The 25245-nt window shown below is 43.0% G+C and carries 25 protein-coding genes; 13 read left to right on the plus strand and 12 right to left on the minus strand.

Features of this window, described 5'->3' with window-relative positions; genetic code table 11:
* The 6 genes from AC59JT_RS12600 to porD all read left to right on the plus strand — a co-directional run.
* Positions 1 to 195, plus strand: a 195-nt coding sequence (locus tag AC59JT_RS12600) for a hypothetical protein (RefSeq protein WP_497399383.1), incomplete at its 5' end; no start/stop codon positions are given.
* Between the two features lie 462 nt (positions 196 to 657).
* Positions 658 to 1509 (plus strand): NAD-dependent epimerase/dehydratase family protein, encoded by an 852-nt coding sequence (locus AC59JT_RS12605; RefSeq protein ID WP_497399385.1) that lies wholly within the window; start codon positions 658 to 660, stop codon positions 1507 to 1509.
* A 106-nt stretch (positions 1510 to 1615) separates the two neighbouring features.
* Positions 1616 to 2545 (plus strand): outer membrane protein assembly factor BamD, encoded by a 930-nt coding sequence (locus tag AC59JT_RS12610; RefSeq protein WP_497399387.1) that lies wholly within the window; start codon positions 1616 to 1618, stop codon positions 2543 to 2545.
* Between the two features lie 11 nt (positions 2546 to 2556).
* Positions 2557 to 2895: a DNA-directed RNA polymerase subunit omega gene (locus AC59JT_RS12615; protein ID WP_497399389.1), complete on the plus strand. Its 339-nt coding sequence runs from the start codon at positions 2557 to 2559 to the stop codon at positions 2893 to 2895.
* Positions 2896 to 2988: 93 nt separating this feature from the next.
* Positions 2989 to 4194, plus strand: coding sequence for a bifunctional phosphopantothenoylcysteine decarboxylase/phosphopantothenate--cysteine ligase CoaBC (gene coaBC, locus AC59JT_RS12620; protein ID WP_497399391.1), 1206 nt, complete (start codon positions 2989 to 2991; stop codon positions 4192 to 4194).
* A complete protein-coding gene (gene porD, locus AC59JT_RS12625; RefSeq protein WP_497399393.1) occupies positions 4191 to 5090 on the plus strand; it encodes a type IX secretion system protein PorD in 900 nt (299 codons plus the stop codon). Before coaBC ends, porD begins: the two co-directional genes overlap by 4 nt.
* Before the next feature lie 3 nt (positions 5091 to 5093).
* On the opposite strand, the gene AC59JT_RS12630 is transcribed toward porD, so the two are convergent.
* Positions 5094 to 6296, minus strand: coding sequence for a sensor histidine kinase (locus AC59JT_RS12630; RefSeq protein ID WP_497399395.1), 1203 nt, complete (start codon positions 6294 to 6296; stop codon positions 5094 to 5096).
* A 172-nt stretch (positions 6297 to 6468) separates the two neighbouring features.
* On the opposite strand from AC59JT_RS12630, the gene AC59JT_RS12635 reads away from it, so the two are divergent.
* The 3 genes from AC59JT_RS12635 to AC59JT_RS12645 all read left to right on the plus strand — a co-directional run bounded on the left by AC59JT_RS12635 (position 6469) and on the right by AC59JT_RS12645 (position 8393).
* Positions 6469 to 7278 carry an SDR family oxidoreductase gene (locus tag AC59JT_RS12635; protein WP_497399397.1) on the plus strand — a complete coding sequence of 270 codons (810 nt, stop codon included), beginning with the start codon at positions 6469 to 6471 and terminating at the stop codon, positions 7276 to 7278.
* 123 nt (positions 7279 to 7401) lie between these two features.
* Positions 7402 to 8052 (plus strand): tRNA (guanosine(46)-N7)-methyltransferase TrmB, encoded by a 651-nt coding sequence (trmB, locus tag AC59JT_RS12640; protein WP_497399399.1) that lies wholly within the window; start codon positions 7402 to 7404, stop codon positions 8050 to 8052.
* Between the two features lie 8 nt (positions 8053 to 8060).
* Positions 8061 to 8393 carry an MGMT family protein gene (locus AC59JT_RS12645; protein ID WP_497399402.1) on the plus strand — a complete coding sequence of 111 codons (333 nt, stop codon included), beginning with the start codon at positions 8061 to 8063 and terminating at the stop codon, positions 8391 to 8393.
* A 129-nt stretch (positions 8394 to 8522) separates the two neighbouring features.
* Here the strand turns inward: AC59JT_RS12645 and AC59JT_RS12650 are convergent, their stop codons facing one another.
* The 5 genes from AC59JT_RS12650 to recN form a co-directional block, all read right to left on the minus strand.
* A complete protein-coding gene (locus AC59JT_RS12650) occupies positions 8523 to 9335 on the minus strand; it encodes an enoyl-ACP reductase FabI (protein WP_497399406.1) in 813 nt (270 codons plus the stop codon).
* Between the two features lie 70 nt (positions 9336 to 9405).
* A complete protein-coding gene (locus AC59JT_RS12655; RefSeq protein WP_497399408.1) occupies positions 9406 to 9831 on the minus strand; it encodes a cupin domain-containing protein in 426 nt (141 codons plus the stop codon).
* Positions 9832 to 9942: 111 nt separating this feature from the next.
* Positions 9943 to 10713, minus strand: coding sequence for an energy transducer TonB (locus AC59JT_RS12660; RefSeq protein ID WP_497399410.1), 771 nt, complete (start codon positions 10711 to 10713; stop codon positions 9943 to 9945).
* Positions 10714 to 11484: an energy transducer TonB gene (locus AC59JT_RS12665; protein WP_497399412.1), complete on the minus strand. Its 771-nt coding sequence runs from the start codon at positions 11482 to 11484 to the stop codon at positions 10714 to 10716.
* A 340-nt stretch (positions 11485 to 11824) separates the two neighbouring features.
* A complete protein-coding gene (gene recN, locus AC59JT_RS12670) occupies positions 11825 to 13477 on the minus strand; it encodes a DNA repair protein RecN (protein WP_497399414.1) in 1653 nt (550 codons plus the stop codon).
* A gap of 129 nt (positions 13478 to 13606) precedes the next feature.
* Between recN and AC59JT_RS12675 the strand changes: the two genes are divergently transcribed.
* Positions 13607 to 14383, plus strand: a complete 777-nt coding sequence (locus AC59JT_RS12675) for a TlpA family protein disulfide reductase (protein WP_497399416.1) — start codon at positions 13607 to 13609, stop codon at positions 14381 to 14383.
* A gap of 72 nt (positions 14384 to 14455) precedes the next feature.
* On the opposite strand, the gene AC59JT_RS12680 is transcribed toward AC59JT_RS12675, so the two are convergent.
* On the minus strand, positions 14456 to 16489 hold the full coding sequence (locus AC59JT_RS12680; RefSeq protein WP_497399418.1) for a M56 family metallopeptidase: 2034 nt from the start codon (positions 16487 to 16489) through the stop codon (positions 14456 to 14458).
* 40 nt (positions 16490 to 16529) lie between these two features.
* Entirely contained in the window at positions 16530 to 16898 is a 369-nt protein-coding gene (locus AC59JT_RS12685; RefSeq protein ID WP_497399420.1) for a BlaI/MecI/CopY family transcriptional regulator, read from the minus strand.
* A gap of 585 nt (positions 16899 to 17483) precedes the next feature.
* Here AC59JT_RS12685 and AC59JT_RS12690 point away from each other — a divergent pair.
* Together AC59JT_RS12690 and AC59JT_RS12695 are read left to right on the plus strand one after the other, a co-directional pair.
* Positions 17484 to 20015: an ATP-dependent Clp protease ATP-binding subunit gene (locus AC59JT_RS12690; protein ID WP_497399422.1), complete on the plus strand. Its 2532-nt coding sequence runs from the start codon at positions 17484 to 17486 to the stop codon at positions 20013 to 20015.
* A gap of 182 nt (positions 20016 to 20197) precedes the next feature.
* A complete protein-coding gene (locus tag AC59JT_RS12695) occupies positions 20198 to 20593 on the plus strand; it encodes a hypothetical protein (protein WP_497399424.1) in 396 nt (131 codons plus the stop codon).
* A gap of 54 nt (positions 20594 to 20647) precedes the next feature.
* Here the strand turns inward: AC59JT_RS12695 and AC59JT_RS12700 are convergent, their stop codons facing one another.
* The 4 genes from AC59JT_RS12700 to AC59JT_RS12715 all read right to left on the minus strand — a co-directional run bounded on the left by AC59JT_RS12700 (position 20648) and on the right by AC59JT_RS12715 (position 23893).
* Positions 20648 to 21685: a hypothetical protein gene (locus AC59JT_RS12700; protein WP_497399426.1), complete on the minus strand. Its 1038-nt coding sequence runs from the start codon at positions 21683 to 21685 to the stop codon at positions 20648 to 20650.
* Positions 21686 to 21795: 110 nt separating this feature from the next.
* The gene (locus AC59JT_RS12705) at positions 21796 to 22011 is read right to left on the minus strand and encodes a DUF2442 domain-containing protein (protein ID WP_497399428.1); all 216 of its coding nucleotides are present in this window, start codon (positions 22009 to 22011) and stop codon (positions 21796 to 21798) included.
* 51 nt (positions 22012 to 22062) lie between these two features.
* Entirely contained in the window at positions 22063 to 22788 is a 726-nt protein-coding gene (locus tag AC59JT_RS12710; protein ID WP_497399430.1) for a YebC/PmpR family DNA-binding transcriptional regulator, read from the minus strand.
* Positions 22789 to 22945: 157 nt separating this feature from the next.
* Positions 22946 to 23893 carry an NAD-dependent epimerase/dehydratase family protein gene (locus AC59JT_RS12715; protein ID WP_497399432.1) on the minus strand — a complete coding sequence of 316 codons (948 nt, stop codon included), beginning with the start codon at positions 23891 to 23893 and terminating at the stop codon, positions 22946 to 22948.
* Between the two features lie 202 nt (positions 23894 to 24095).
* Between AC59JT_RS12715 and AC59JT_RS12720 the strand changes: the two genes are divergently transcribed.
* A complete protein-coding gene (locus AC59JT_RS12720; RefSeq protein ID WP_497399434.1) occupies positions 24096 to 25103 on the plus strand; it encodes an aspartate-semialdehyde dehydrogenase in 1008 nt (335 codons plus the stop codon).
* Positions 25104 to 25245 lie beyond the last annotated feature (142 nt).

Raw genomic sequence — 25245 nt, forward strand, 5'->3', positions numbered from 1 at the left:
AAAAGAACTTTCTTGGTAACACTGTCGCAGTGTACCCCTTTATATGCTACAACCTTCTTGCGTTGGTCTAACTTATCTTGTTTTCTTGCCTTTCGTTTCCGTCTGGCTTTTTCAATTATCCGTCCTGAATTGCTCTGGACTTCTTTTGTTTTTTTTGATCCGGTATCGCTCCTGATCTTTTTGTTTTTCGACTAAGGCTTCCCTTAATCTCTGCTCCTAAAAGCGACCCGTTTTGTTTGGGACTGCAAAGGTAGGAATCTTTTTTACTTTTGCAAAAAATAATTTTTTATTTTTTTCGCCGGTGATGATTAACTTTCGTTTATCCATCGTGTCGCTTTCGCTTCACTTTCCTTTGTTTTAACCTTTTTAAGAACTTCCCGCTTTTTCTTCGTTTGCGGGCTGCAAAGGTAGCACTTTTTATTTTATCGTCAAGTTAAATTTTAACTTTTTTGACTTTTATTTTTTCAGTGCCGATCTTCAAATAACAACCGCATTCCTTCGTTTGCGGGCTGCAAAGGTAGCCATAGTTTTCACTCCTGCAAATCATTTTCAGCTTAAAACTAACATAGTGTTAATAACACACTGAAAACTAGCGAGAAAAATTTCAATCTATTTCAAAACAATTGTTATAAAATCAAATTATCTAGCTTTATCCACATGAAAATATTGGTTACGGGTTCTTCGGGCAAGCTAGGTTCGCAAGTTGTAGAACATCTAAAAAAGCATCAGCATATTATATATAGTATAGATATTACGCCCGCTCCTACTACCGATGAGCTTATCGATATTACCAATGCCGACGAGGTTTTAAAGGTTTGCCGTGGTTTTGATGCTATAGTACATATTGCTGCCGTACACGGTAAACATTATGAACTGGGTTATCCCCGCCAGGCTTTTATTGATGTTAATATTAACGGCACTTTAAATTTGCTGAATGCCTGCGTGCAAAATGGCATCCCCCGCCTATTATACATAAGTACTACCTCTATATATGGTGACGCGATGGTGGATGCCAATAAAGCGGTTTGGGTAGATGAGCAATTAGTGGAGCGCCCGCGCGATATATATGATATTACCAAACAAACCGCCGAGCAACTATGCCGCGACTTCTTTTATAAAGAGCATATCCAAACATCGGTTTACCGCGTTGCCCGTTTTTTGCCCGAGGGCGATAACCTTAAACTAAACCACCGCCTGTACCGCGGGCTTGATGAGCGCGACGGTGCCGAAGCTTTGCGCCTGGCACTACATACCCACTTTGAAAACTTCGAGGTGTTTAATATAGCCGGCGGTTCGCCGTTTGGAAAGGATGACTTATATAATATAAAGCATCAGCCTATAGATACTATATTAAGGTACCATCCCGAGGCGGCAGTTATATACTATAATAATGGCTGGGCCTTCCCCAAAAGTATTGACCGGGTGTATGATAGTACTAAGGCGCTACACTATTTTAATTACAGGCCCGTTTATACCTTTGCGCATTTACTGCAGCAGCATAAAGGTTAAAAGATGTTAAATTGGTGTACGCTATATATTATAGTATAAAAGCGTAGCCTATATTTAGCCACTAAATAAAATTGACTCACTTTATATTATTATTTATCTTTGCAAAATGTTTAAAAGACAAAAACCGTTTTTTGCCGGCTTATTGGTAGTATTACTTGTTGCAGCTGCAGGTTGCAAAAGCAAATACGAAAAGCTTAAAGCGAGTAACGATAATCAAAAGAAATTTCAGGAGGCTGTAAGGCTTTATAATAAAAAGGAATACACCAAAGCATTGGGTTTATTTGAGCCTTTGCTTACCCGTTACCGTGGTCAGGAAGCAGCCGAGGATCTTTTCTTTTATAATGCCGATGCCACCTATAAAATAAAAGACTACACCGCGGCCAGCTACTTTTTTAAGGAGTTTGCTAAAAACTTTTCAAGCAGTCCGCGTGCCGAAGAGGCCCGTTTTTTATCGGCCTATTGCTTGTATTTAGAAGCGCCGATATTCTCGCTTGATCAAACTAATACGCTAAAATCAATTGAAGCGCTGCAACTGTTTATCAACCTTTATCCAAAAAGCGACCGCGTAGCGGAAGCCAACAAGCTGATACAAAACCTTCGCGACCGTTTGGAAGAAAAGGCTTATGCTAACGCGAAATTGTATTTCATCACAGGTAACTACCAGGCCGCCGTTATAGCTTTCGGTAATACGCTGCGTGATTACCCGGATACTAAATATGCCGAAGAGTTAGACTACCTGACTGTTAAAGCACAGTACGAATACGCTCATCAAAGCCGCGAAATACGCCAGGAAGATCGTTATAATCAAACCATTACCTTTGCCGATCAGTTTACCGAGAAATACCCTACAAGTAAATATGCTGTTGAAAATGCTGACTTGAAGAAACAAAGCCAGGATGGTATACGTAAAGTGAAACTGATCATGGCCCGCGCTGCCGAAGACGAGAAGTTTTACCGCAAACTGGCTAATAAAGATACCGTACAAGGACCAACCCCATCTGTTAAGATGGACATACATAGAAAAATACCAAATTAATAATATTGGATATGAGTAATAATAACCCAACTAACAAGCCGGCTGTAGCAAACAGCACTGTTACCCGCGACTTACGCGAACTGGATGTGGAAACAGGCAACATTTATGAATCGCTGGTAATTATGGCTAAAAGGGCTAACCAGATATCAAACAACATTAAAGAAGAGTTACACTCTAAACTTTCGGAGTTTGCATCATCAAACGATAACCTGGAAGAGATATTTGAAAACCGCGAGCAGATAGAAATATCAAAACATTACGAAAGAATGCCTAAACCTACCCTGGTAGCCGTTCAGGAATTTTTAGAAGGTAAGGTTTACCACCGCAACCCAAGTAAAGAAGAGGCATAAGCCTTTCTTTTATTTCAAAATCTTAAAGTCAAAATTTAAAAACAAGGGTAACCTTTTTTTGAATTTTGACTTTTTACTTTTTAATTTACCACCATGCTTGAGGGTAAAAACATTGTTTTAGGTGTGTGCGGAAGCATAGCTGCTTACAAAGCGGCTACCCTGGTAAGGCTGCTTGTTAAAGCAGGGGCCGATGTGCAGGTGGTAATGACTGCCGATGCTACCAACTTTATTACGCCGCTTACCTTATCAACCCTATCCAAAAAACCGGTACTTACAGATTATTTCAAACCCGAAACCGGCGAATGGAATAACCATGTTGAACTGGGCCTTAAAGCCGACCTGCTGCTGATTGCCCCGGTTAGTGCCAATACCCTGGCCAAAATGGCAACCGGTTTTACCGATAACCTGCTTACTGCAATTTACCTATCTGCCAAATGCCCGGTGTACTTTGCCCCGGCTATGGACCTGGACATGTGGAAGCATGAATCTACCACGCATAATGTAAAGCAGCTTCAGGGTTTTGGCAACATCCTAATCCCGCCCGGTAACGGCGAACTGGCCAGCGGTTTACAGGGCGAGGGTCGTATGGCCGAGCCTGAAGAGATAGTAGCATTTTTGAATGCCGACATCCGCCAGAAAATGCCTTTGCTTAATTATAAAGCATTGGTTACCGCCGGCCCTACTTATGAGGCTATTGATCCTGTTCGGTTCATTGGCAATCATTCGTCGGGTAAAATGGGTTTCGCTATCGCGGACGAGTTGGCGTCGCTGGGTGCAGATGTTACGTTGGTTGCCGGGCCTACCGCGCAAAAAAGTAAACGCCTATCCGTAAAACGTATTGATGTAACTTCGGCTGCTGAAATGCTGCAGGCCTGCGAAGATAACTTTGCATCGTCACAAATTTGTGTGATGAGCGCTGCCGTGGCCGATTACACGCCGGTTACTGTCGCTTCGCAAAAAATAAAGAAGAACGATGGCTCTTCTCTCACCATCGAAACCAAAAAAACTACCGACATATTGAAAACACTGGGCGACAAAAAGCAGCCCGGTCAGCTATTGGTAGGCTTCGCGCTTGAAACCAACAACGAGGAACAAAACGCCACAGATAAATTAAAAAGGAAGAATTTAGATTTTATTGTGCTAAATTCATTGAACGATACCGGGGCCGGTTTTAAAGGCGACACCAATAAAATAACCATTATTGACAGCGACCTGCAACAAACCACCTTCTCCCTTAAAACCAAAGAAGAAGTTGCCCGCGACATCTGCGCCAAAATTATAGCTACCTTAAAAAAATGAAGGCATTAAACGTTTGTATCCTGCTGTGTTGTTTAAGTGTTGTTACTGCTGCGCAGGATCTGAACGCGCGCGTAACCGTGTTATCGCCCAAAATACAAACTACCAATAAACGCATTTTCCAATCGTTGGAAACCGCGATGAAGGATTTTTTGAATGGCCGCAAATGGATAAGCGACCCTATTGCACCTAACGAGCGCATAGAATGCAACTTTGTGTTAAACATTACCAATTGGGATGGCGGCAGCAATTTCAGCGCCGAGCTTCAGGTACAATCATCGCGCCCGGTATTTAATGCTACTTATAGTACCAGCCTGCTTAACGTTAACGATAAGGACTTTGATTTCATCTACAACGAAGGCCAAACCATTGATTATACCGATCAGCGCTTTCAGTCAAACCTGGGATCGGTAATGGCGTTTTATGCATATATAATTGCCGGTACTGATTATGATAGTTTCTCGAAGCTAGGCGGAACCCCTTACTTTAACCTGGCGCAAACCGTGGTGAGCAATGCCCAAACTTCAACCTATAAAGGCTGGAAAGCTTTCGACAGCAACACCAACCGTTACTGGTTATCAGAAAACCTGAACAATAAAGCTTACACGCCTTTGCGCGAACTGATGTATAACTATCATCGTAACGGTTTAGATGTAATGGCTGATAACATGAGCAAGGGTCGTAAGGCGATTGATGCCTTGCTACCGTCGCTGACTCAAGTAGATCGACAACGGCTGGGTGCTTATTTCCCGTTAGTTTTCTTTGCAGCTAAAAGCGATGAGCTGATCAATATCTACAGCAACGCAAGCAACCAGGACCGGCTAAACGCCATGAACACCCTCATGAAAGCCGACCCCGCCAACGGTATGAAATACCAGGCTTTGCAAAAGGGTAAATAAGCCTTACTTCCTGATATTGAATTTAAACGTGGCTCCCTGGCCGGGTGTTGAGCGGACGGTGATATCTCCCCCTAAAGCAGTTATAAGATCTTTTACAGTAGAAAGGCCGATGCCATTGCCTTTTTCGTTATAGCGATCAGTAATTTTTAGTGTAAAATTATTGCCAAATATTTTATCGTGGTATTCGGCTGCTATGCCAATGCCATTATCACTTACTTCAAAATGATAAAAGTTTTCGTCTTCGGTAAAACTTAGTTTGATAAACCCTTGCTCTTTATCATTATACCTGATGGCATTGCTCAGTAAATTAAGTATGATCTGCTCGAAGGCTATTACCGACATGGATAGTTGATGCACTCCGTCAGGTAGCGCGATAGTAATACAATCCGGTTTCACCAACATCGCTACTACCCGGCTTAACAGGCTGTTTAGTTGAAACTCCTGTTTATTAACCAATAAGGATGAAGGCGATTTAGAGTAAGCGAGCATCTCGTCAACCATAACCATCAGATTTTTGGTTGAAGTAATATTGAGATCTATCAGCCGCAGACATGATTCTTCCTGCATTTTTTCGTGCCTGATTTTTAAAGCCTGGGAGGTAAGCAGAATACTGCTCAAAGGGTTTTTAATATCATGCGCAGCCATGGCTGCAAATTTTTGATTAAGGATATTGGAGCTCAGTAACTCCTGGTTGGCCTTTTCAAGCAGCATTACTTTTCGTCTCAGTTCTAGTTTATCAACCACCTGGCTGGCTAATACTTTTAAAGCATCCGTTTGATAATCGGTAAACGTATGCACCTGCTGATCGATAACGCAAAGGGTACCCAGTGCGTAACCATCTTCGTTAACCAACGGTACACCTGCGTAAAAAACAACCTTTGTTGGCCCGGTAACCATAGGGTTATCGGCAAAGCGGCCGTCTTTCGTAGCATCCGACACCACCATAATATCCTCGGGTGCGGCGATGGCATGTGTACAAAATGAAAGTTCGCGCAAATTTTGGTTAATGGGTGTACCATGATGCGATTTAAACCATTGGCGTTTCTCATCAATAAACGTAATAAGCGCTATAGGAATCTGGCAAATGGCTGATGCCAGGGCAGTAAGGTCATCAAAATCCTTTTCTTCTGCCGTATCAAAAATGTGGTATGACTGGAGAGCATCCAATCTTTCAAGCTCATTTTGCGGCAGTGGAATCAGGGGCATTAGATATTATGAGTTTAATTATGATCAGATCAATTAACGCAAGGTTAAGCGGTTTGTGTTGCAATAGCAAATATTTTAAGTGCCTGCAAGCATATTAAAACAAATAACAGGCTATTTACCACGCTTTAATTATCTTTGGCCCGCACTCAAAACCAAGGCAATAAACAACAAAATGAAAAAAGTAATTTTAGTAACCGGGGCATCATCGGGCATTGGCTTAGCCAGCGCTACCGCCCTGCACCAGGCCGGCCACACTGTTTATGGTACCACACGTAATCTCAAAAAAAACCTGAGCGTACCGTTTAACTTAGTTGAACTGGATGTAACCGACGATGCATCGGCAAAAGCCGCGGTTGAAAAAATTATTGCTGCCGAAGGTAAGATAGATGTATTGGTAAACAACGCCGGTAACGGTATTGCAGGCCCAGCTTATGCTATGCCTGTTGATAAAGCTAAACAACAATTTGAGGTTAACTTTTTTGGCGTGGTACGCATGTGCAGCGCGGTAATACCTGAAATGTTGAAGAACAACAGCGGCCTGGTAGTAAACATCAGCTCGTTAGCGGGCCTATTTGGCTTGCCATACCAAAGCATGTACGTAGCATCAAAATATGCGGTTGAAGGTTACACCGAAAGCCTGCGCATGGAATTACTAAAAACAGGTGTTAAACTGGCCACTATTAATCCGGGCGATTTTAAGACCGAGTTTACCGGTAGCCGCGAAAAGATACCTTTCACTATAGACCATGCTGCGCTGCAGGCTAACTATGATAAAGCTGTTTCCAGCATTGAAAAAGACGAAAACGCCGGTGCCGACCCAATCGCCATTGGTAAAAAACTGGTACAAATAGTAGCATCATCAAACCCAAGCCACCAGTATTTGGTTGGCGCCCTTGGCCAAACCATAGCAGTTACTTTGAAGAAGGTGTTGCCGGGTGGTTTGTTTGAAAAGTTGATGGCTGATCATTACGGGATAAAGTAATATAATAACAAGAATATTTGTCATTTCGAACGATAGTGAGAAATCTTATACGCTTGCAAAATCGCACGTATAAGATTTCTCCTCGTACCTCGTCGAAATGACATTACTATTTTAGAGGGGTTTATGGGAAAAGACAAACTAAGACGCTTTGCCGAGATAGAAACATTCGACAACGTTTTACAATTAGATGCAGGCAAGCCTTTTAAGGGGCAATGGGCCAAAGGATTTTTTAAGAACGATAACCCGGTAGTGCTGGAGCTGGCCTGCGGTAAAGGTGAATACACCGTAAACCTGGCCAAACTGTTTCCGCAGAAAAATTTTATCGGGATAGATTATAAGGGCAACCGCATATGGCGCGGGGCCAAAACGGCGATTGAGGATGGTGTGCCTAACGTGGCCTTTCTGCGTATGCAGATAGAAAACCTGACAGATTATTTCGCCGCAGGCGAAGTGGACGAGATCTGGATCACTTTTCCTGATCCGCAGCCGCAGCTGAGTCGCGAGAAAAAACGGTTGACCTCTCCCCGCTTTTTGAATAAATACATCGAAGTATTAAAACCGGGCGGATTCGTCAACCTGAAAACCGATAACGACGGCCTGTACGAATACACTGCCGAAAAAATAAAAGAGCTGAACCTGAACGAGCACGTAAACACGGCCGATCTGTACAACTCTGAGTATGCCGACGAGGTGTTATCTATCAAAACCTATTACGAGAAAAAGTACCTGGCACATAACAAGAATATCAATTACCTGAAATTCTCATTTAAATAAACCCAGCCATGCCCGATTATAGCTTTTACGATAATGTGTATGATGTGGCCCGCCAGATACCGGCCGGTCGTGTAACATCATACGGTGCTATAGCCAGCTACCTGGGTACTAAAGGTTCATCGCGCATGGTGGGCTATGCTATGCAGGCCTGTACACATGTGCAACCGCCGGTACCTGCGCATCGGGTAGTTAACCGCCAGGGCTTATTGACCGCCAAGTTCCATTTCGGCGGTAACCGTATGCAGGAAATGCTGGAAGCCGAAGGTATAAAAGTAAAAGACGACCAGGTACAGGATTTTAAAACCGTGTTTTGGGATCCGGCTGTTGAGTTGGCGTTATAACCAAATATGTCAATGCGAGCATAGCGAAGCAATGACATAAACAGATATAACAATAAAGGCTGACGATGATCGTCAGCCTTTATTGTTATTAAATAAATCCGAAATTAAAAATCCGAAATTCGAAATCAACTACTTCTCCATTTGCTCAATAATGTCCTTAGTCACTCCGGTGAAAGAGAATCCACCATCATGGAACAGGTTCTGCATGGTTACCATGCGGGTAAGGTCAGAGAACAGGGTGGTTACGTAATCTGCACATTGATCAGCAGATGCATTACCTAGCGGACTCATCTTCTCGGCATAGTTAATAAAGCCGTCAAAACCTTTAACGCCCGAGCCAGCGGTAGTGCGGGTTGGCGATTGTGATACGGTATTGATACGTACGTTCTTTTTGGTACCGTAGAAATAACCGAAGTTGCGGGCAATGCTTTCCAGCACCGCTTTGTTATCGCTCATGTCGTTATAGTCAGGGAATACACGTTGTGCAGCGATGTAGGTTAAAGCTACTACAGATCCCCACTCGTTAATGGCATCCATTTTCATGGCGGTTGCCAATACACGGTGCAAGCTTAAAGCCGATATATCAAAACCCTTGTGGGTAAAATCATAGTTGTTTTCGGTATAAGGTATGCCTTTGCGGACGTTAACGCTCATACCTATCGAGTGTAAAATAAAATCAACACCACCGCCAAAATGCTCCTGTGTTTTGGTGAACAGGTTGGTCAGGTCGTCGTTATTAGTAACATCGGCACCAATAACAGGCGCGTTGCACTCTTCGGCCAGTTTATTAAGTTCGCCCATACGCAAAGCAATCGGCGCGTTACTTAATACTATTTCTGCACCTTCCTGTACAGCACGTTGTGCCACTTTCCAGGCTATTGATTGCTCGTTAAGCGCACCGAAAATGATGCCTTTTTTACCTTTTAATAAATTATAAGCCATTGTTTTATTTTGTTATAATGAGGGCAAAGGTATGTAATTATTGTTTAGAATGAAATCGGATTATCCTGCTTTAATAAACTATCATTACCGTTAAATCGCTATTACCGGCCGGCTTTAGGCCATGGCTGCTGCCTGGCAAAGTAAGCAGGGCGTCGCCGGTGCTTACGGGTATTACCTCGCCATTCATTTTTAGTTCGCCCTTGCCGTCCATAATGTAATAGATCTCCTGCTCGTTTTGCAGGTGGTAGCCTATTGACGAACCCGGATGCAAAATCCGTTTGCGAAAAGTGATCTTCCCCTTAAAGTTTTTGAAGAAAGAATAGGCGGTAGTTTTGCCCCCACCATTATGCGGACCAACATCTTCCTTGGCTATCTCCTTTTCATGATCGAGGATATAGCGAAGGTCCTGCTGCTTTATGGTCACAAATCCCGCCAGGAAAATAAGACAAAAGCCCAAAGCGGTTATTAAAAATGTGGGAAAGTGAAAGTTTTTCATGTTCTTAATGTTGTGCGTAGATATCATGCTGAGCCCCGTCGAAGCATGCGGGCAAAGGCCTTTACGCTCACCCTTCGACGGAGCTCAGGGTGACACCCTATTTTAGATGTTTTACTTATCCGTCAACTTAAATTGTACGGCAACTATTTGTTCAACATTAATTAGTTTTCCGTCTACCTCAATCGGGCGCCATTTGCCGCTTTTCTTTACTTGCTTAATAACCTCCTCGTCGCAACCATAGCCAATGCCTTTTAGTATCCTGAAATTTACAAGCGTGCCGGTGCTGTCTACAAAAAAGCCGATCTCCACTGCGCCTTCAACATTGTTTTTTACCGCGTTAGCGGGATAAGTGATATTTTGTTTCAGGTATTTTATTAAAGCACGTTCCCCGTCCTTAAATGCCGGAAGCCCCATAAAAGCATGCGCAGAAAGTATACCGTCAGGTTTGGCCTTAAACACAGGTAAAACTTTTGGTGTTACACGCCGGGCGCTAACTAATATAACAGAATCTTTATCAAAAGGTGTCCGCGTTTTGGGCGGGGCCGGTAAATAGATAACCATATAACGGCTGCCTCTAACGGGGAGGTAATTCTCATAATAATGCGGATCATCAATAATTTTAAGTGATTCATAAGGAGGAACCCCTTTTAACTCAAAATAACCTTTGTCATCGGTCACCGTTCTTTTAGGATACACTGATTGCTGATATATGAGACCGCTCCAGCCTATACGCACATCTTTAACCGGCTGGTTGTAATTATCGTATACAACACCACGCACGTTAATAGTGTCAAAGCTAATTGTAGAGTCTGACGCGGCACGCTGAGCTTCTGCTTTGCAAAAAGCGATTATTAAAAATAAAAGTAAGGTTAGTTTCCCCATTTACTTATCCGTCAACTTAAACTGTACCGAAACCGTTTGCCTTGTGGCCACACTACGCAACATTAGTACGGCAGGGTTCCAGCGGGGCGACCGTTTCAGCAGATCAACCACTTCCTCATCGCAGCCATACCCAATGCCCTTCAGTATTTTAAAAGCGCTTAGGGTGCCGTCCTCATTAACTGTGAATCTCACTTCAACTGTGCCTTCCACATTGTTTTCAATCGCCTTCGGCGGATAGTAAAGTCGGGTTTTAAGGTAAGCGAAGAAATTGGCATCGCCGCCGGGGTATGATGGCAGCGCTTCAACACCCGTTCCGGTGGGTTCGGTAGTGGCTTCGTAATCGTAAATTTTAAAGCCGGGTATAGTTTTAGGCGTTCTACGCGTAGCGGAAACCAGTAAAGGCTTGTCTGAATTCATGTCGAAAACTTTTTCTACCGGCAGGTAAATAGCCATGTAACGGCTTCCTTTGTTGTAATAATTTAAATGCTGCCCATATATTGGGTCGTTAATAGTCAAGGTATCATAGGGCCGCGCGCCTTCTAACTCGAAGTAACCGTTCTCGTCAGTAAGGGCAAACATGGGTAGCTTATTATACTTTAAGTCGAGTTGCCTGGCGGCTATGATAATGCCGGCTGCCGGTGTGCTGTTTGCGGTGTAAACCACGCCACGCAAATTAATAGTATCTTTACGAATAAAACGGCCCGTATCCTGCTGCGCAAACGCACAAATAGCCCAAACCATTAATAAACAGCTCCCTATTAATTTCTTCATTAGCCAATAAAAGTCGATCAGTTAAAATACGACAGGTTAAGTTTAGGGATATTTTTTGCGAAATGCAAATAGGCGCGGTGTAGCGATGTAATCGCGGCACCACGTTAATCACTCGTTGCAAACGAGCGAAAAATTGTTAAAAATGGGGTGCGCCACTTTTACAAGCATCAACAACAAGCAATAATTAACTTATTGATTATCAAATAAATAAAAAACAAGAAGGGTGCGCCGCATTGCGCCGCTTTTTTGCATAAAAAATTAACAATCAACCACTTATAAAATAAAGGTGCGCCAAGTGCGCCACTTTAAAAGTGGCGCACCTTAATGTAGTTTTTAATTTTTAAGCCAATAATTCGCGGGCGTTTTGCAGCGCGCTTTCGCCAGGATTGTCGCCGCTTAGCATTTTGGCTATCTCTAATACCCGTTCGTTATCATCCAGTTGCTTGATGCGGGTGTAAGTGGTTGCGGCCTGGTCGTCTTTGTAAACAAAGTAGTGGCTTTGGCCCTTGCTGGCAATTTGCGGTAAGTGGGTGATGGTGATAACCTGCAGGTTTTGCGCCAGGCCTTCCATAATTACTCCCACACGGTGCGCTACCTCGCCGGATACGCCTGTATCTATCTCATCAAAAATAATGGTAGGCAGGGCCGTGTTTTTAGCAATAAGTGATTTAATGCTCAGCATCAATCGCGACAACTCACCACCCGATGCCACTTTACTCATCTCGGCCAAAGCATGTCCTTTATTAGCGCTGAACAGGAATTTGATCTGATCCACGCCATTAGCACCTAAGCCATTCAACGCCGATAACTCGATCTTTAAGGCAGAATTTGACATTCCCATTTCGGCCAGGGTAGCCAATACCTGGCTTTCAATAGCCGGTATAGCTTTGGTGCGGTTGGCCGATAGTTTAGTAGCTAACTCTTCCAGTTCCTTCTTATCAGCCGCTAATTGCTTTTGAAGTTTCTCAATAGCCTCATCACCAAAAACGGCTTGTTGTATTTTGCCTGATAATTCTTCCTGCAAAGCCAGCAACTCCGTGTTATTGCTAAGGCGATGCTTCTTTTGCAGGTTATAGATCAGGCTCAGACGCGTGTTTATCTCCTCGGCGCGGGCCTCATTGGTATGGGTTTGCTGCTCCAGGGTGTCAATCTCGGCAGCTATGTCTTTTAGTTCAATAAGGGTGCTGTTCAGTCGCTCCTGCAATTCTTCAATTTGCGGATTGAATTTGGCCAAGGCACCCAATTGCTGACCGGCCTCACGCAGTTGCGCCAGTACGGCCGTGTCACTATCCTGTAACAGGTAGTTGGCGCCTAAAAGGTTGCGCTTAATTTCTTCGGCATTGTTCAAGGTGTAGAGCTCTTGCTCGGCTTGTTCCTGCTCGTCCGCGGCAAGCTCGGCCTTTTCCAGCTCGTCAAACTGGAATTGGTAGTAATCTAGGTCGGCTTTGGCTTTGTCGCTTTCTTCTATTAACTGTTGTAGTTGGGTTGTGGCCTTTTTGTAAGCGCGGTATTTGGTTTGATACTCGCTAAGCAACTCCGGGTGTTTGGCTACCGAATCAACCACCAATAACTGGAACTCGGCATCGTTGATCTCCATGGTAGCATGCTGCGAATGGATATCGATCAGCTTTTCGCCCAATGCTTTTAAAATATTAAGGGTAACCGGGGTATCGTTCACAAAAGCACGTGATTTGCCATCGGCCGATATCTCGCGGCGTAAAACGGTTTCGGCTTCGTAATCCAGGTCGTTATCCTCAAAAAAAGCTTTTAAATGAAACTGGCCTATCTTAAACAATCCCTCAATAACACACTTCTTTTGTTGATTAAAAAAGTATCGGCTTTCGGCCCGCTGCCCTAATATCAGCGACAGCGCACCCAGTATAATTGATTTACCCGCACCGGTTTCGCCGGTGAGGATGTTCAGCCCGCTATCAAAACTAATTTCAAGATTATCAATTAAGGCGTAATTACTTATACTGAGCTTTTGAAGCATGGGTGTTCGCGTTTTTTTACGACACTAAATTACTAAATTACTTAGCGCGTCAAATGATAAACATAAAAAAAGCAAGCTGTGTTTCTAATTAGAAAATTTGTTAAATTTATTACAACCAAACCTTGAATTATGAAAGCACTAGTATTTGCATGCTGCCTTCTGGCTTCAGTTTCTGTAGCCAATGGTCAAACTAAGCTGATCGGAAAACCTGTTCAACAGCCCGCTTCAATACTTAAAAACTGGGATAGCTATGCTTATTACCAGCAAGATTACCTACGTCTTTCAGAAGATTTCAAAGCCTATAACGCCAAAGGCGAAACGATAAACAAAGCCAGTTTCTTAAAGTCCATGTCGACAGGAATTTACCTGCCGCTTGTTGAAAAATTAAATGGAGCCACTATTTACCAGTTATATAAAATACCGGCCGGCGTAACGAAAAACATGAAAGAGACCGTAGCTCAATATGGTGAAAATTACTACAATCAATACAAACGCGAAGGCAACAAAATGCCCGCCTTTAAGTTTACCGACTTAAACGGCAACGTTTATACATCGGCCAATACAGCCGGTAAAATACTGGTGCTAAAAACCTGGTTCCTGGCCTGCCAGGCCTGCCGCGAAGAGATACCAGAGCTTCATAATATGATGACAGATTATAAGGATAGAAAAGACGTGCTATTTGTGAGTTTATTATCCGATAAAGCCAAACCTATTAAAGCGTTTTTAAAAGACACACCCTTTAAGTATGCATGCGTGCCCGATAAAGAGCATTTTATTTACGATGTTATGCATTCAAAAGTAGCCCCAACCCATTTCATCATCAACAAAAAAGGCTATATCGTAAAAATGGTTACCGAAGCAAGCGAACTGGCCGTAGCACTACGCGCAGAAGCGGCAAAAAAATAGGCCCGCTTGCGCGGGCCTATTCATCGTAATTAACTAGGTACTAACTGATCTGGTATTAAAATATCGCTTGGGTTATTCTACTTTCTCTGTTTTTTCTACAGCTTCGGTTTTTTCAGCTTCCTTAGCTTTTTCCACAGCTTCGGTCTGCTCTTTTTTCTCGGCCTTTTCATCTTTTTCAGCTTCTTTGACTGCCTCTTTTGCAGTTTTCTCTATTTCCTTCATGGCTTTTTTCCATTCGGGGCTATTGAACTGCTTGGCCATATTTTCGCCAATGTCTTTGCCAAACTTCGCCATGTCTTTTTGAAACTTTTGGAATTCTTTGCTTTTCACCCATTTCTCGGCCATTTTACCGGCGTCTTTCCCCATCTCTTCGGCTTGTTTTCTAAACTCAGGCGTGTCAAATTGTTTGCCTATGGCAGCAGCATTTTTTTCTATTTCGGCAAGGTTCTTTCTAAACTCGGGGCTGTTTTCGTCATGGTTTTTGCTTAAGGCCAAGGCTTTTTCTACCAGCTCCTGTTGTTGTTTTTTCCACTCAGGGCTATCAAACTTCGCGGTCATGTCTTTCAGCTTGGCTTTCCATTCGGGGCTGTTAAATCTGGCAACCATTTCTTTCTGCTGTTTTTTCCATTCTGGGCTATCAAATTTTTTAACCATCGCCTTCATCTTATTCTTAAACTCAGGGCTGTCAAATTTTTTAACCATGGCAGCGGTTTGTTTTTTAATATCAGCCTGTTGTTTTTTCCATTCAGGACTATTAAAAAACTTGTTTACACGGGCATAGTGGTTTGAATCAGGGAACCTGAAACTTCTGTAAGCATCTTCGGCTTTCAGGTCATCCTTAACCGGGGTCGGTAATTCGCCTACCGAGTTATATACTTTGCGGTCGCCGTTTTCATCTTCAATAATGATCTTGTATTTACCTTTTTTCTTGATGGTATCGGCAAGGTTACTAAAGGTAGTGTCGGCGGTTTGTACAAACAGTTTGTGTTTTTTTGCTTTTGGTTTAACTATTTCTGCCTCGGGCTCGGCAGCGCTGATGTTACCTGATGCCAGGGCACTTATAGCCTCAATAGCAGGAGTTAATTTTTTAACTTCAAATTTACCGTTCTCAATTTTTGGATCTAGCCAGGCTATGCTGGTTACACTAACGGTTAGCGCCAATACAGTTATTAGTATAGGGCGGATATTTATGGTTGGTTTTTTAGTTTTCATGATACGTTCAATTCGGTTTAACAATTCGTACTTGCTTTTACCTGTTGATGCAAGGGCCAGTTGCCACAGGTTTTGTTTATTCTCCTCTAATTTTAAAAGAGCTTGGGCGTAAATAAACGGACTGCCGGTGATCTTTACCACGCTGTCATCGCAGCAGTTCTCGCGTTCTTCGCTAATCAGTTTACCTACAAGGCGTGCAAACGGATTAAAGAATAGTATAATGCCCATCACCTGCTGTAAAAAGTTGTACAGGTAATCGTTACGTTTAATGTGGCTTAACTCATGCAATAGTATAGCCTCAATTTCGGCCACGCTAAGCTGCGTAGCCAACGAGAACGGTAACAATATAATGGGCTTTACAAAACCGGTTACGCAAGGCACATCCACCCACTCGCTAAAAGCAGCCTCAACATGTTTTTTTATGTTAAGTTGTTTTGACAGGCGGCGCATAGGTTCGGCATAATCGGCAATGGTGATGTTTTGGCGTATGCGATAGATACTATTCCAGGCTACCGACAGGCGCAGGGCGTTAAACACCAGGCCCACCACGTAGGCTATAGTAATGTAAGGCATGTAGCCGGCAATTAAAAAGTAGTAACGGTTAGCAGGTGCCGCATAACTCTGCATGGCCGCCGGCAAGGTAATTGGCGACAGTGGCAGCGCCGTGGTGCTTTGCCATTCGTAATGCGTTAACTGCATAAACAGCGTATACATAAACCATAACAACATAGCGGTTATTGTACCATAGGCCACCTTGTACTTAACAACCGAAGTTGCTGCCGGGAAAACCTGCAGAAAAATACGCAGCAGGATAAATAATATTAATCCCTGCCATAACGAGTGTACTACTGTGATGCCTAAAACCTGGCTAATGTTGTAAAACAAATTTTGCATGATCTGTTTAGTTTTTACTGTTTATACTGCTATCTAATCCTTACTGCTCAAATTGCTGCAGATACTTTTTGATCGCATCGATCTCGTCAGACGATGCGCGGTGTTGGCCCAGCGCCTGGATAACCAGGTCGGCGGTTGAGCCTTTAAATACGGTATCTAAAATTTTGTCCAGCGCGCTGCTTTGCGCCTGCTCACGACTGATCACCGCTTTATACAAATGCGTTTTCGAATTAGTGTCGCGTTCAACTAATCCTTTATCGGCCATAATTTGCATTAGTTTTAAAGTAGTGGTATACCCGGCATCTTTGTTTAATGCCAGCTCTTCGTGCACATCGCGTACGGTGCATTGGCCCTTGCGCCAAATTACCTGCAATATTTCCAGCTCGCTTTCTGTTGGTTTCAATTCCATATCTTTTTCTATTCTACGAATATCTTCGTACAAAGATGTACGATAGTTTTCGTATATGCAAGAGTTTTATAAAAAAATTTAAAAATAATTTGTGGTTTAAGTTCAGGCTTAGGTATATAAGTCGTTTCGCGCCATCAAATGTTACAGCCTATTTTATTTTTTTTGCCTGGTATGGAGACGCAAAATATTGCGTCTCTACAGTATATTTCGCTTGTCCAACTAATCTCTAATCTTTAACCATTAATCTCTAACCAAAGCAACGGTCAATCTGTCATGCACGTACTGGTTAAACTGGCAGATGATTATTATAGCGACAAAAATTGCCCGTTTGGGGTTAAACTTTTACGCTTAACACATATCAAACAGTTAGTTATCAACGTTACATTGTAAAAAAGTTAAATTGTTAATTCTTTTTCGCCCATAAATAATTGCATAAAGTTTAAGTTTTAATAGATTGCATTATCATACCAATGTCTGTTTACAGGGACGAATAAAAGTTGGCAATAATATTGTTGATAAGTTAGAAACAAACGTCCCGCTACTCATAAACAATTTGATATATTAGGACGTATAATTGGAGAATATATGGAAGCTAAATTTTCGCCACGGGTTAAAGATGTGATACAGTATAGCAGGGAAGAGGCTTTACGTCTCGGTCATGATTATATTGGCACAGAGCATTTGCTATTGGGGCTGATCCGTGATGGAGACGGAGTAGCCATAAAATTATTGAAGGAGTTGGCTGTTGATACAGCTAAACTGCGCCGTTCTGTTGAGGACGCTGTGAAGGGAACCGTTGGCACCAATGTACATATTGGCAGCATTCCGCTAACCAAACAAGCCGAAAAAGTATTGAAGATAACTTATCTTGAAGCTAAAATATTTAAAAGCGACGTAATAGGTACCGAGCATTTGTTGCTGTCTATTTTGCGCGATGAAGATAATATAGCATCGCAAATACTGATGCAATTCAACGTTAATTACGAGATATTTAAAGGCGAAGTAGAAGCGCATAAAAACAACATCACCGACGAGATGCCTGGTTCATCAACCGGCGGCGATGATGATTTTAAAGAAGAAGAGCCATTCAATCAGCCTAAAAAGGTATCTGATATTAAATCAAAAACACCGGTGCTGGATAACTTTGGCCGCGACTTAACACGCGCCGCTGAAGATGGTAAACTGGATCCTATCGTTGGTCGTGAGAAAGAGATCGAGCGTGTATCGCAGATCTTGTCTCGCCGTAAAAAGAACAATCCTATATTAATAGGTGAACCCGGTGTTGGTAAATCTGCCATTGCCGAAGGTTTGGCATTGCGCATTGTTCAGCGTAAAGTATCTCGCGTATTGTTTAACAAACGTGTAGTTACTTTAGATCTGGCTTCGCTGGTTGCAGGTACTAAATACCGTGGCCAGTTTGAAGAGCGTATGAAAGCCGTGATGAACGAGCTGGAAAAATCGCCGGATGTGATCTTGTTTATTGACGAGATCCACACTATTGTTGGCGCGGGCGGTGCTTCAGGATCATTGGATGCATCAAACATGTTTAAACCGGCCCTGGCACGTGGCGAGATACAATGCATTGGCGCCACTACTTTAGATGAGTACCGTCAGTACATTGAAAAAGACGGTGCTTTAGACCGTCGTTTCCAAAAAGTAATGGTTGAGCCGGCTACGCCTGCTGAGACCGTTGAGATACTGAACCGCATTAAAGAAAAATATGAAGAGCACCACGGTGTAACTTATACCGATGAGGCTATCGAAGCTTGCGTTAATTTAACTACCCGCTACATCACCGACAGGTTTTTACCGGATAAAGCTATCGACGCCTTGGACGAATCAGGCTCACGTGTGCACTTAACCAACATCCATGTTCCGCAGGAAATTTTGGATATTGAAAGTAAGATAGAAGCTATTAAGGTTGAGAAAAATAAAGTTGTTCGTAGCCAGAAATACGAAGAAGCAGCCAAACTGCGCGATACCGAAAAACATTTGTTAGAGGAATTGGACCAGGCTAAAGCTGCCTGGGAGGCGGAAACTAAATCAAAACGTTATACCGTAACCGAAGAGAACGTTGCCGAAGTGGTATCTATGATGACCGGTATCCCGGTTCAGAAAGTTGGCCAGGCTGATAGCCAGAAATTGCTGCACATGTCTGAAAAGATCGGTGAGAAGATCATCGGTCAGGATGACGCGGTTAAAAAATTGGCTCGCGCTATACAACGTACCCGTGCAGGTTTGAAAGATCCTAAAAAACCAATTGGTTCATTCATATTTCTGGGCCCTACCGGTGTTGGTAAAACCGAACTGGCTAAAGAACTTGCCCGCTTTATGTTTGATACTGAGGATGCGCTGATACAAATTGACATGAGCGAGTACATGGAGAAATTCGCGGTATCTCGTTTAGTAGGAGCGCCTCCGGGCTATGTAGGTTACGAAGAGGGCGGTCAGTTAACTGAGAAAGTTCGTCGTAAACCATATGCGGTTGTGTTGCTGGACGAGATAGAAAAAGCGCACCCTGATGTATTTAACATCCTGTTACAAGTATTGGATGAAGGTCAGTTGACTGATTCATTAGGCCGTAAAGTTGATTTCAGAAACGCTATCATCATCATGACCTCAAACATTGGCGCACGCCAGTTAAAAGATTTTGGCCAGGGTGTAGGTTTCTCAACCAATGCTAAAGCTGTAAATGCTGATGCTCACTCAAGAGGCGTTATCGAGAATGCTTTGAAACGTGCTTTCGCACCCGAGTTTTTGAATCGTATTGATGATGTGATCGTGTTCAACTCATTGGGCGAAGAAGAGATATTCAAAATTATTGACATTGAACTGGCAGCCTTGTTTGGCCGCGTACACAGCTTAGGATTTAAAATTGAATTGACCGAAGGCGCTAAAAAATTCATTGCCGAAAAAGGTTATGATTCGCAATTTGGTGCACGTCCGTTAAAACGTGCCATTCAGAAATACCTAGAAGACCCGATTGCTGAAGAGATACTAAAAGGCGAATTAACTGATGGCGAGACCATGATAGTTGATTATGATAAAGAAGCCGACGAGATCAAGATAAGCGCAAAAAAAACAGGCAAAAAGCCTAAACAGGAAGAGCAGAACTAATCAGCTCATCTGATAACAAAAAAGCCTCCCCAACCGGGAGGCTTTTTTTATTTTGGCCGACACCTTTTGCCAATAATATCGTCTACATATAATAAGATCTAACAATCTTTAAAAAAATAGTCAAACTAAAGATTAAACCTTTGCGTTTACTTATCATCTAAGTTTTTATAAAAGCAACAACTATGAAAAAACTCTTCCCAATTTTAGGCATCGTTATAGCGGCGATATTTTTTGCATCGTGTAAAAAAACATATATAACGCCTGCAAACAAAACCGTATTTTCAAAACCCATACCGCAAAGTTCATGGATAAGAACTAAGGACGGTAAAGCTGATTCGACAACCATACAAGTTCCTGATCTGGATTCGTATTTGAATGAGCGCGGTGGTGTATTGGTTTACTTATCGTTTTTTGACGGTGTGTATGAGCAAATTCCAGAAGTTTATGATGGTGTATCATACAGCTACTATCACTACAAAGGTAATATTGTGTTATACTCGCAGCCGGTTAACGGCGGCACCCCGGTTAAACCACCGGGCGGCATCATAGCCAAAATCGTTCTGATAGATTCGGAATAACGATACAACATTAAACAAAAAGCGCGCTGAGCATTCAGCGCGCTTTTTTTATGGCTATTCTTCTGTAGGAGGCGGAGCTTGCTTAGTAATTCCTGCTTTAAAACGCGGTGTGAAACCTATTTTAGGTTTATCAACATCCGGCTTTTCTTCAGCAGGAACTGATGCCTCAGCAGCAGGCTCTTCTTCTTTCTTTTCTTCCGATGGAGCTTCGGCAGGTTTAGTTATCCCTGCTTTGAAACGTGGTGTAAAGCCAACTTTAGGTTTGTCAGTTGTTACAGGTACCTCTGCAGGTTGCTTTTCAGTTACCGCATCTTTATTTTCTTCGGGCGCAGCTTCAACAGGTTTAGTAACCCCGGCCTTAAAACGTGGCGTAAAGCCTTTTGGCTTTTCTGTGTCAGGGGCAATAGCTTCCTGCTTTGGTTCTTCGGTAGTTGGCGTTTCTGCAGGTTTAGTAACCCCAGCTTTAAAGCGTGGCGTAAAACCTTTTGGTTTTTCTAACTCTGGCTCTTTGGCTTCCTCTTTTGCCTCATTCGGCGTTGTATCCACAGGTTTAGTTACTCCCGCTTTAAAACGCGGCGTAAAGCCAGGCTTTGGTGCGGCGGCTGTGACGCTTTCTTCTGCTTTAGCTTCTTCTGCTTTTTCGGTAGATGGTGTTTCGGCAGGTTTGGATATGCCGGCTTTAAAACGTGGTGTAAAGCCTGTTTTAGGAGCCGCAACGGCAGGTGTTTCTTCGGTTTTTGCTTCTTCTGCTTTAACCTCAGTTGATGGAGGTGGAACAGCCGGGGCTCTGAACCTTGGCGTAAAACCGGTTTTAGGTGCAGTTGAAACGGGCGCTTCAGCAGCCTCGTTAATGCTGTCGGTTACCGTTTGCTCGGCCAGTTGGTTCTCTATCTTAGGCTTTTCGGTTTTAATCTCAGCCGCCAGGTGATACTCGCCGCGTAGCTTATTGAACCAATATTTTTTGGTATGGTCGAAACTCTTTTCGCCCATTTGCTCAAAGTGCGTTTTAAATTCAGACAACAGGCCCGGGTTGCCTAATTGAAAGGCATCCAGGTCAATTCTCTTCTTTTTAAAAAACTCTTCGAAAGTCATGTTTGGTTAGATGTGAGATTTGAGATGTGAGATGTGAGACTACATGCTCACAATCCATCACCCATATCCCCATTAAATTTATCTCATATCTCAAATCTCATGTCTCATATCTATATCGAGACATCGATATCCAGCTTATTAAAGCGGATGCCGTTTTCGGTTTGTGTCCAATCTTCACGTTCTTCCTCTGTCGCGTTTAGCAACTTCGGAAACCACTCCAACGGGAAAGCCTGTTGTTTGCCACCCTCCTTTTCAACAAAAAGCAAGCCGTTGCTAAAGGTTACTTTAACTTTCTTTTCCTGCTTACGTGTGTGAAGTAGTGGCATACGATTGTTCAAATAAATCCGAAATCGAAAATTCGAAATTTGAAATCAAAATTACTCAGCCATATTATGATATACCGCCTGCACGTCGTCGTCCTCTTCCAAACGATCTATTAGTTTCAGTACATCAACAGCTTGTTCTTCGGTAACCTCTTTAAACGATTGGCCGATACGCTCCAGCTTAGCAGATTTGGGTTCGATGCCAATTTCCTCTAAAGCTTTTTGCATTTTACCAAAATCCTCAAACGCGGTATGTATTACAGCAATATCTTTTCCTTCTTCATCAGCCTCCACAAACAGATCCTCTAAACCGGCATCGATTAGTTCAAACTCCAGTTCTTCCAGATCACGGTCGCCCGGGTCAAAGGTAAATACGGCCTTACGGGTAAAAATAAAATCTAATGAACCGGTTTTACCCAGCGCGCCGTTATATTTAGTAAAGTAGCTACGTACGTTAGCAACGGTACGGTTAGTATTATCTGTCGCGGTTTCAACCAGTACAGCTACACCATGTGCGGCATAACCTTCGTACACCAACTCTTCGTAGTCTTTTTCATCACGGTTGGTAGCACGTTTAATAGCAGCCTCAACCCTATCCTTAGGCATGTTTACATGCTTGGCATTTTGCACCGCGGTACGCAGGCGCGAGTTGGTAGTTGGGTCGCCACCACCGGCTTTAACAGCCATTACTATCTCTTTACCCAAACGGGTAAACTGCACGGCCATTTTGGCCCAGCGCTTAAATTTTCTTTCTTTACGGAATTCGAATGCTCTTCCCATAGTTTTATTAGTCGATAGTCCATGGCCAATAGTCCATGGATTTGTGGAGACAAATATAATGTTTATGTTGGTTTTGAGCGAGTATTGAGGCATACCTTTTCCAGCATGCTATCGCGATATCTTTAGCATTTGAGTCAGGTGGTATATCAATAGGTACTTACTTTTTCAGATTCTTCAGCATATCCTCTACCATAGCCGGCAGATCATATTGAATATTCCAGCTCCAATCTTTTTGAGCATAGCTATCATCGATAGATTTTGGCCAGCTATCGGCAATGGCCTGGCGAGGATCAAATGCTGCATAGGTCAATTCAAAATCAGGCAAGTGCTTTTTAATTTCGACACCTAATTGCGCCGGGGTAAAGCTAATACCTGCCAAATTGTATGATGACCGGATGCTGATCTGGTAGGCCGGCGCATCCATTAACTGTATAGTAGCGCGAATAGCATCATCCATATACATCATTGGCAAAGCGGTATTTTCCGACAGGAAACTTTCGTACTTACCATGCGCCAAAGCTTCGTGGAATATGTTCACAGCATAATCGGTAGTACCACCGCCCGGTTCAGAGCGCCAACCGATCAGGCCGGGGTAGCGTATGCTGCGTACATCCAGGCCATGTTTAAGGTAGTAGTATTCGCACCAACGTTCGCCGGCCAGTTTGCTGAAACCGTAGACCGTGTTTGGATCCATGGTACAAAACTGAGGTGTATCATGCTGTGGCGAATGCGGACCAAACACAGCGATTGAACTTGGCCAAAAAACTTTAGCAGTTTTAAATTCGACAGCCAGGTCAAGAACATTTAGCAGGCCCTGCATGTTGAGATCCCAGGCTTTTTTGGGGAATTTTTCGCCGGTGGCGGATAGCATCGCGGCCAGCAAATAAACCTGGGTAGGTTGGTGTTTTTCAAACTGCTGTTTAAGCAGATCTTTGTCCATTACGTTCACCAACTCAAACGGACCGGTAGCGCTAACAGTGTGCCCTTCAATAGCGTGTATGTCCGACCCAATTACTTGCTCGGCACCATGAATATTACGCAGGGTCATGACCAGTTCGGTGCCAATTTGGCCATTCGAACCGATCACAAAGATCTTTTCGCTCATACAATTGCAGTTAATGTGAGGCAAAGGTAAAAATTTGATTGAAATGAAATCGATTTCGCTGCGCTGAATAAAAAATTTTGAAGCCCGTTTTACATTAGCGTGCGGCACCTTAGCAAAAAAAAGCGATATTTGTGATTTAAGTAATATATTATTAATTAACATTTAACAAACGAACTGCCGTGAGGTAGTTTAAATTAAAAACATGAAAATCGCAGTTGTAGGTGCTACGGGATTAGTAGGCACCAAAATGTTGCAGGTTCTTGAAGAACGCAACTTCCCCATTTCAGAATTATTATTAGTCGCATCAGAGAAAAGTGTTGGTAAAGAGATCACTTTTAAGGGTAAGGCTATTAAGGTTATTTCTGTTGAGGATGCGATAAAACAGAAGCCCGCTATTGCTTTATTTTCAGCAGGTGGTAGCACATCATTGGCGCAGGCTCCGTTATTTGCCGAAGCCGGTACTACTGTTGTTGACAATTCATCAGCCTGGCGTATGGACCCAACCAAAAAACTGGTTGTACCCGAGGTTAATGCCGACGTTTTAACTGTTGACGACAAGATCATTGCCAACCCAAATTGCTCAACTATACAAATGGTAGTGGCATTAAAACCACTGCACGATAAATACAAAATTAAAAGGGTGGTAGTTTCAACCTACCAATCGGTTACCGGTACAGGCGTTAAAGCTGTTGAGCAGTTATTTAACGAGCGCGCAGGTATTGAAGGCCCTATGGCATACCCATATAAAATTGACTTGAACGTTTTACCTCAGATTGACGTGTTCACCGAAAACGGCTACACCAAAGAGGAAATGAAAATGGTTAAAGAAACCAACAAAATTATGGGCGACGACAGCATCCGTGTTACCGCTACTACGGTTCGTATCCCGGTTATGGGTGGCCACTCAGAATCAGTAAATATTGAGTTTGAGAACGATTTTGAGGTAGAAGAAGTAAAAGCATTGTTAGCTAAAGCGCCGGGCGTTGTAGTTACCGATGACATTGCTAACCTGAAATACCCAATGCCGCTTGACGCGCATGATAAGGATGAGGTTTTTGTAGGCCGTATCCGTCGTGACGAGAGCCAGGCAAATACGTTAAATTGCTGGATTGTGAGCGATAACCTGCGTAAAGGTGCCGCTACCAACGCTGTGCAAATTGCCGAGTACTTAGTAGCTAATAAATTAGTTGGCGAAGCTGTAGAGGCGTAACCCCCTAGCCTCCTAAAGGAAGAATTATAAGATTAAAAAGGGATAACCGGTTGGTTATCCCTTTTTTGTTTAACATTTTTCAAAACCATCCTTAGTCCCACCTGTAATTAATATTAGTAAAGGTTAATTTTTATAATCTAAA

This window comes from Mucilaginibacter sp. A3364, from assembly GCF_059690715.1.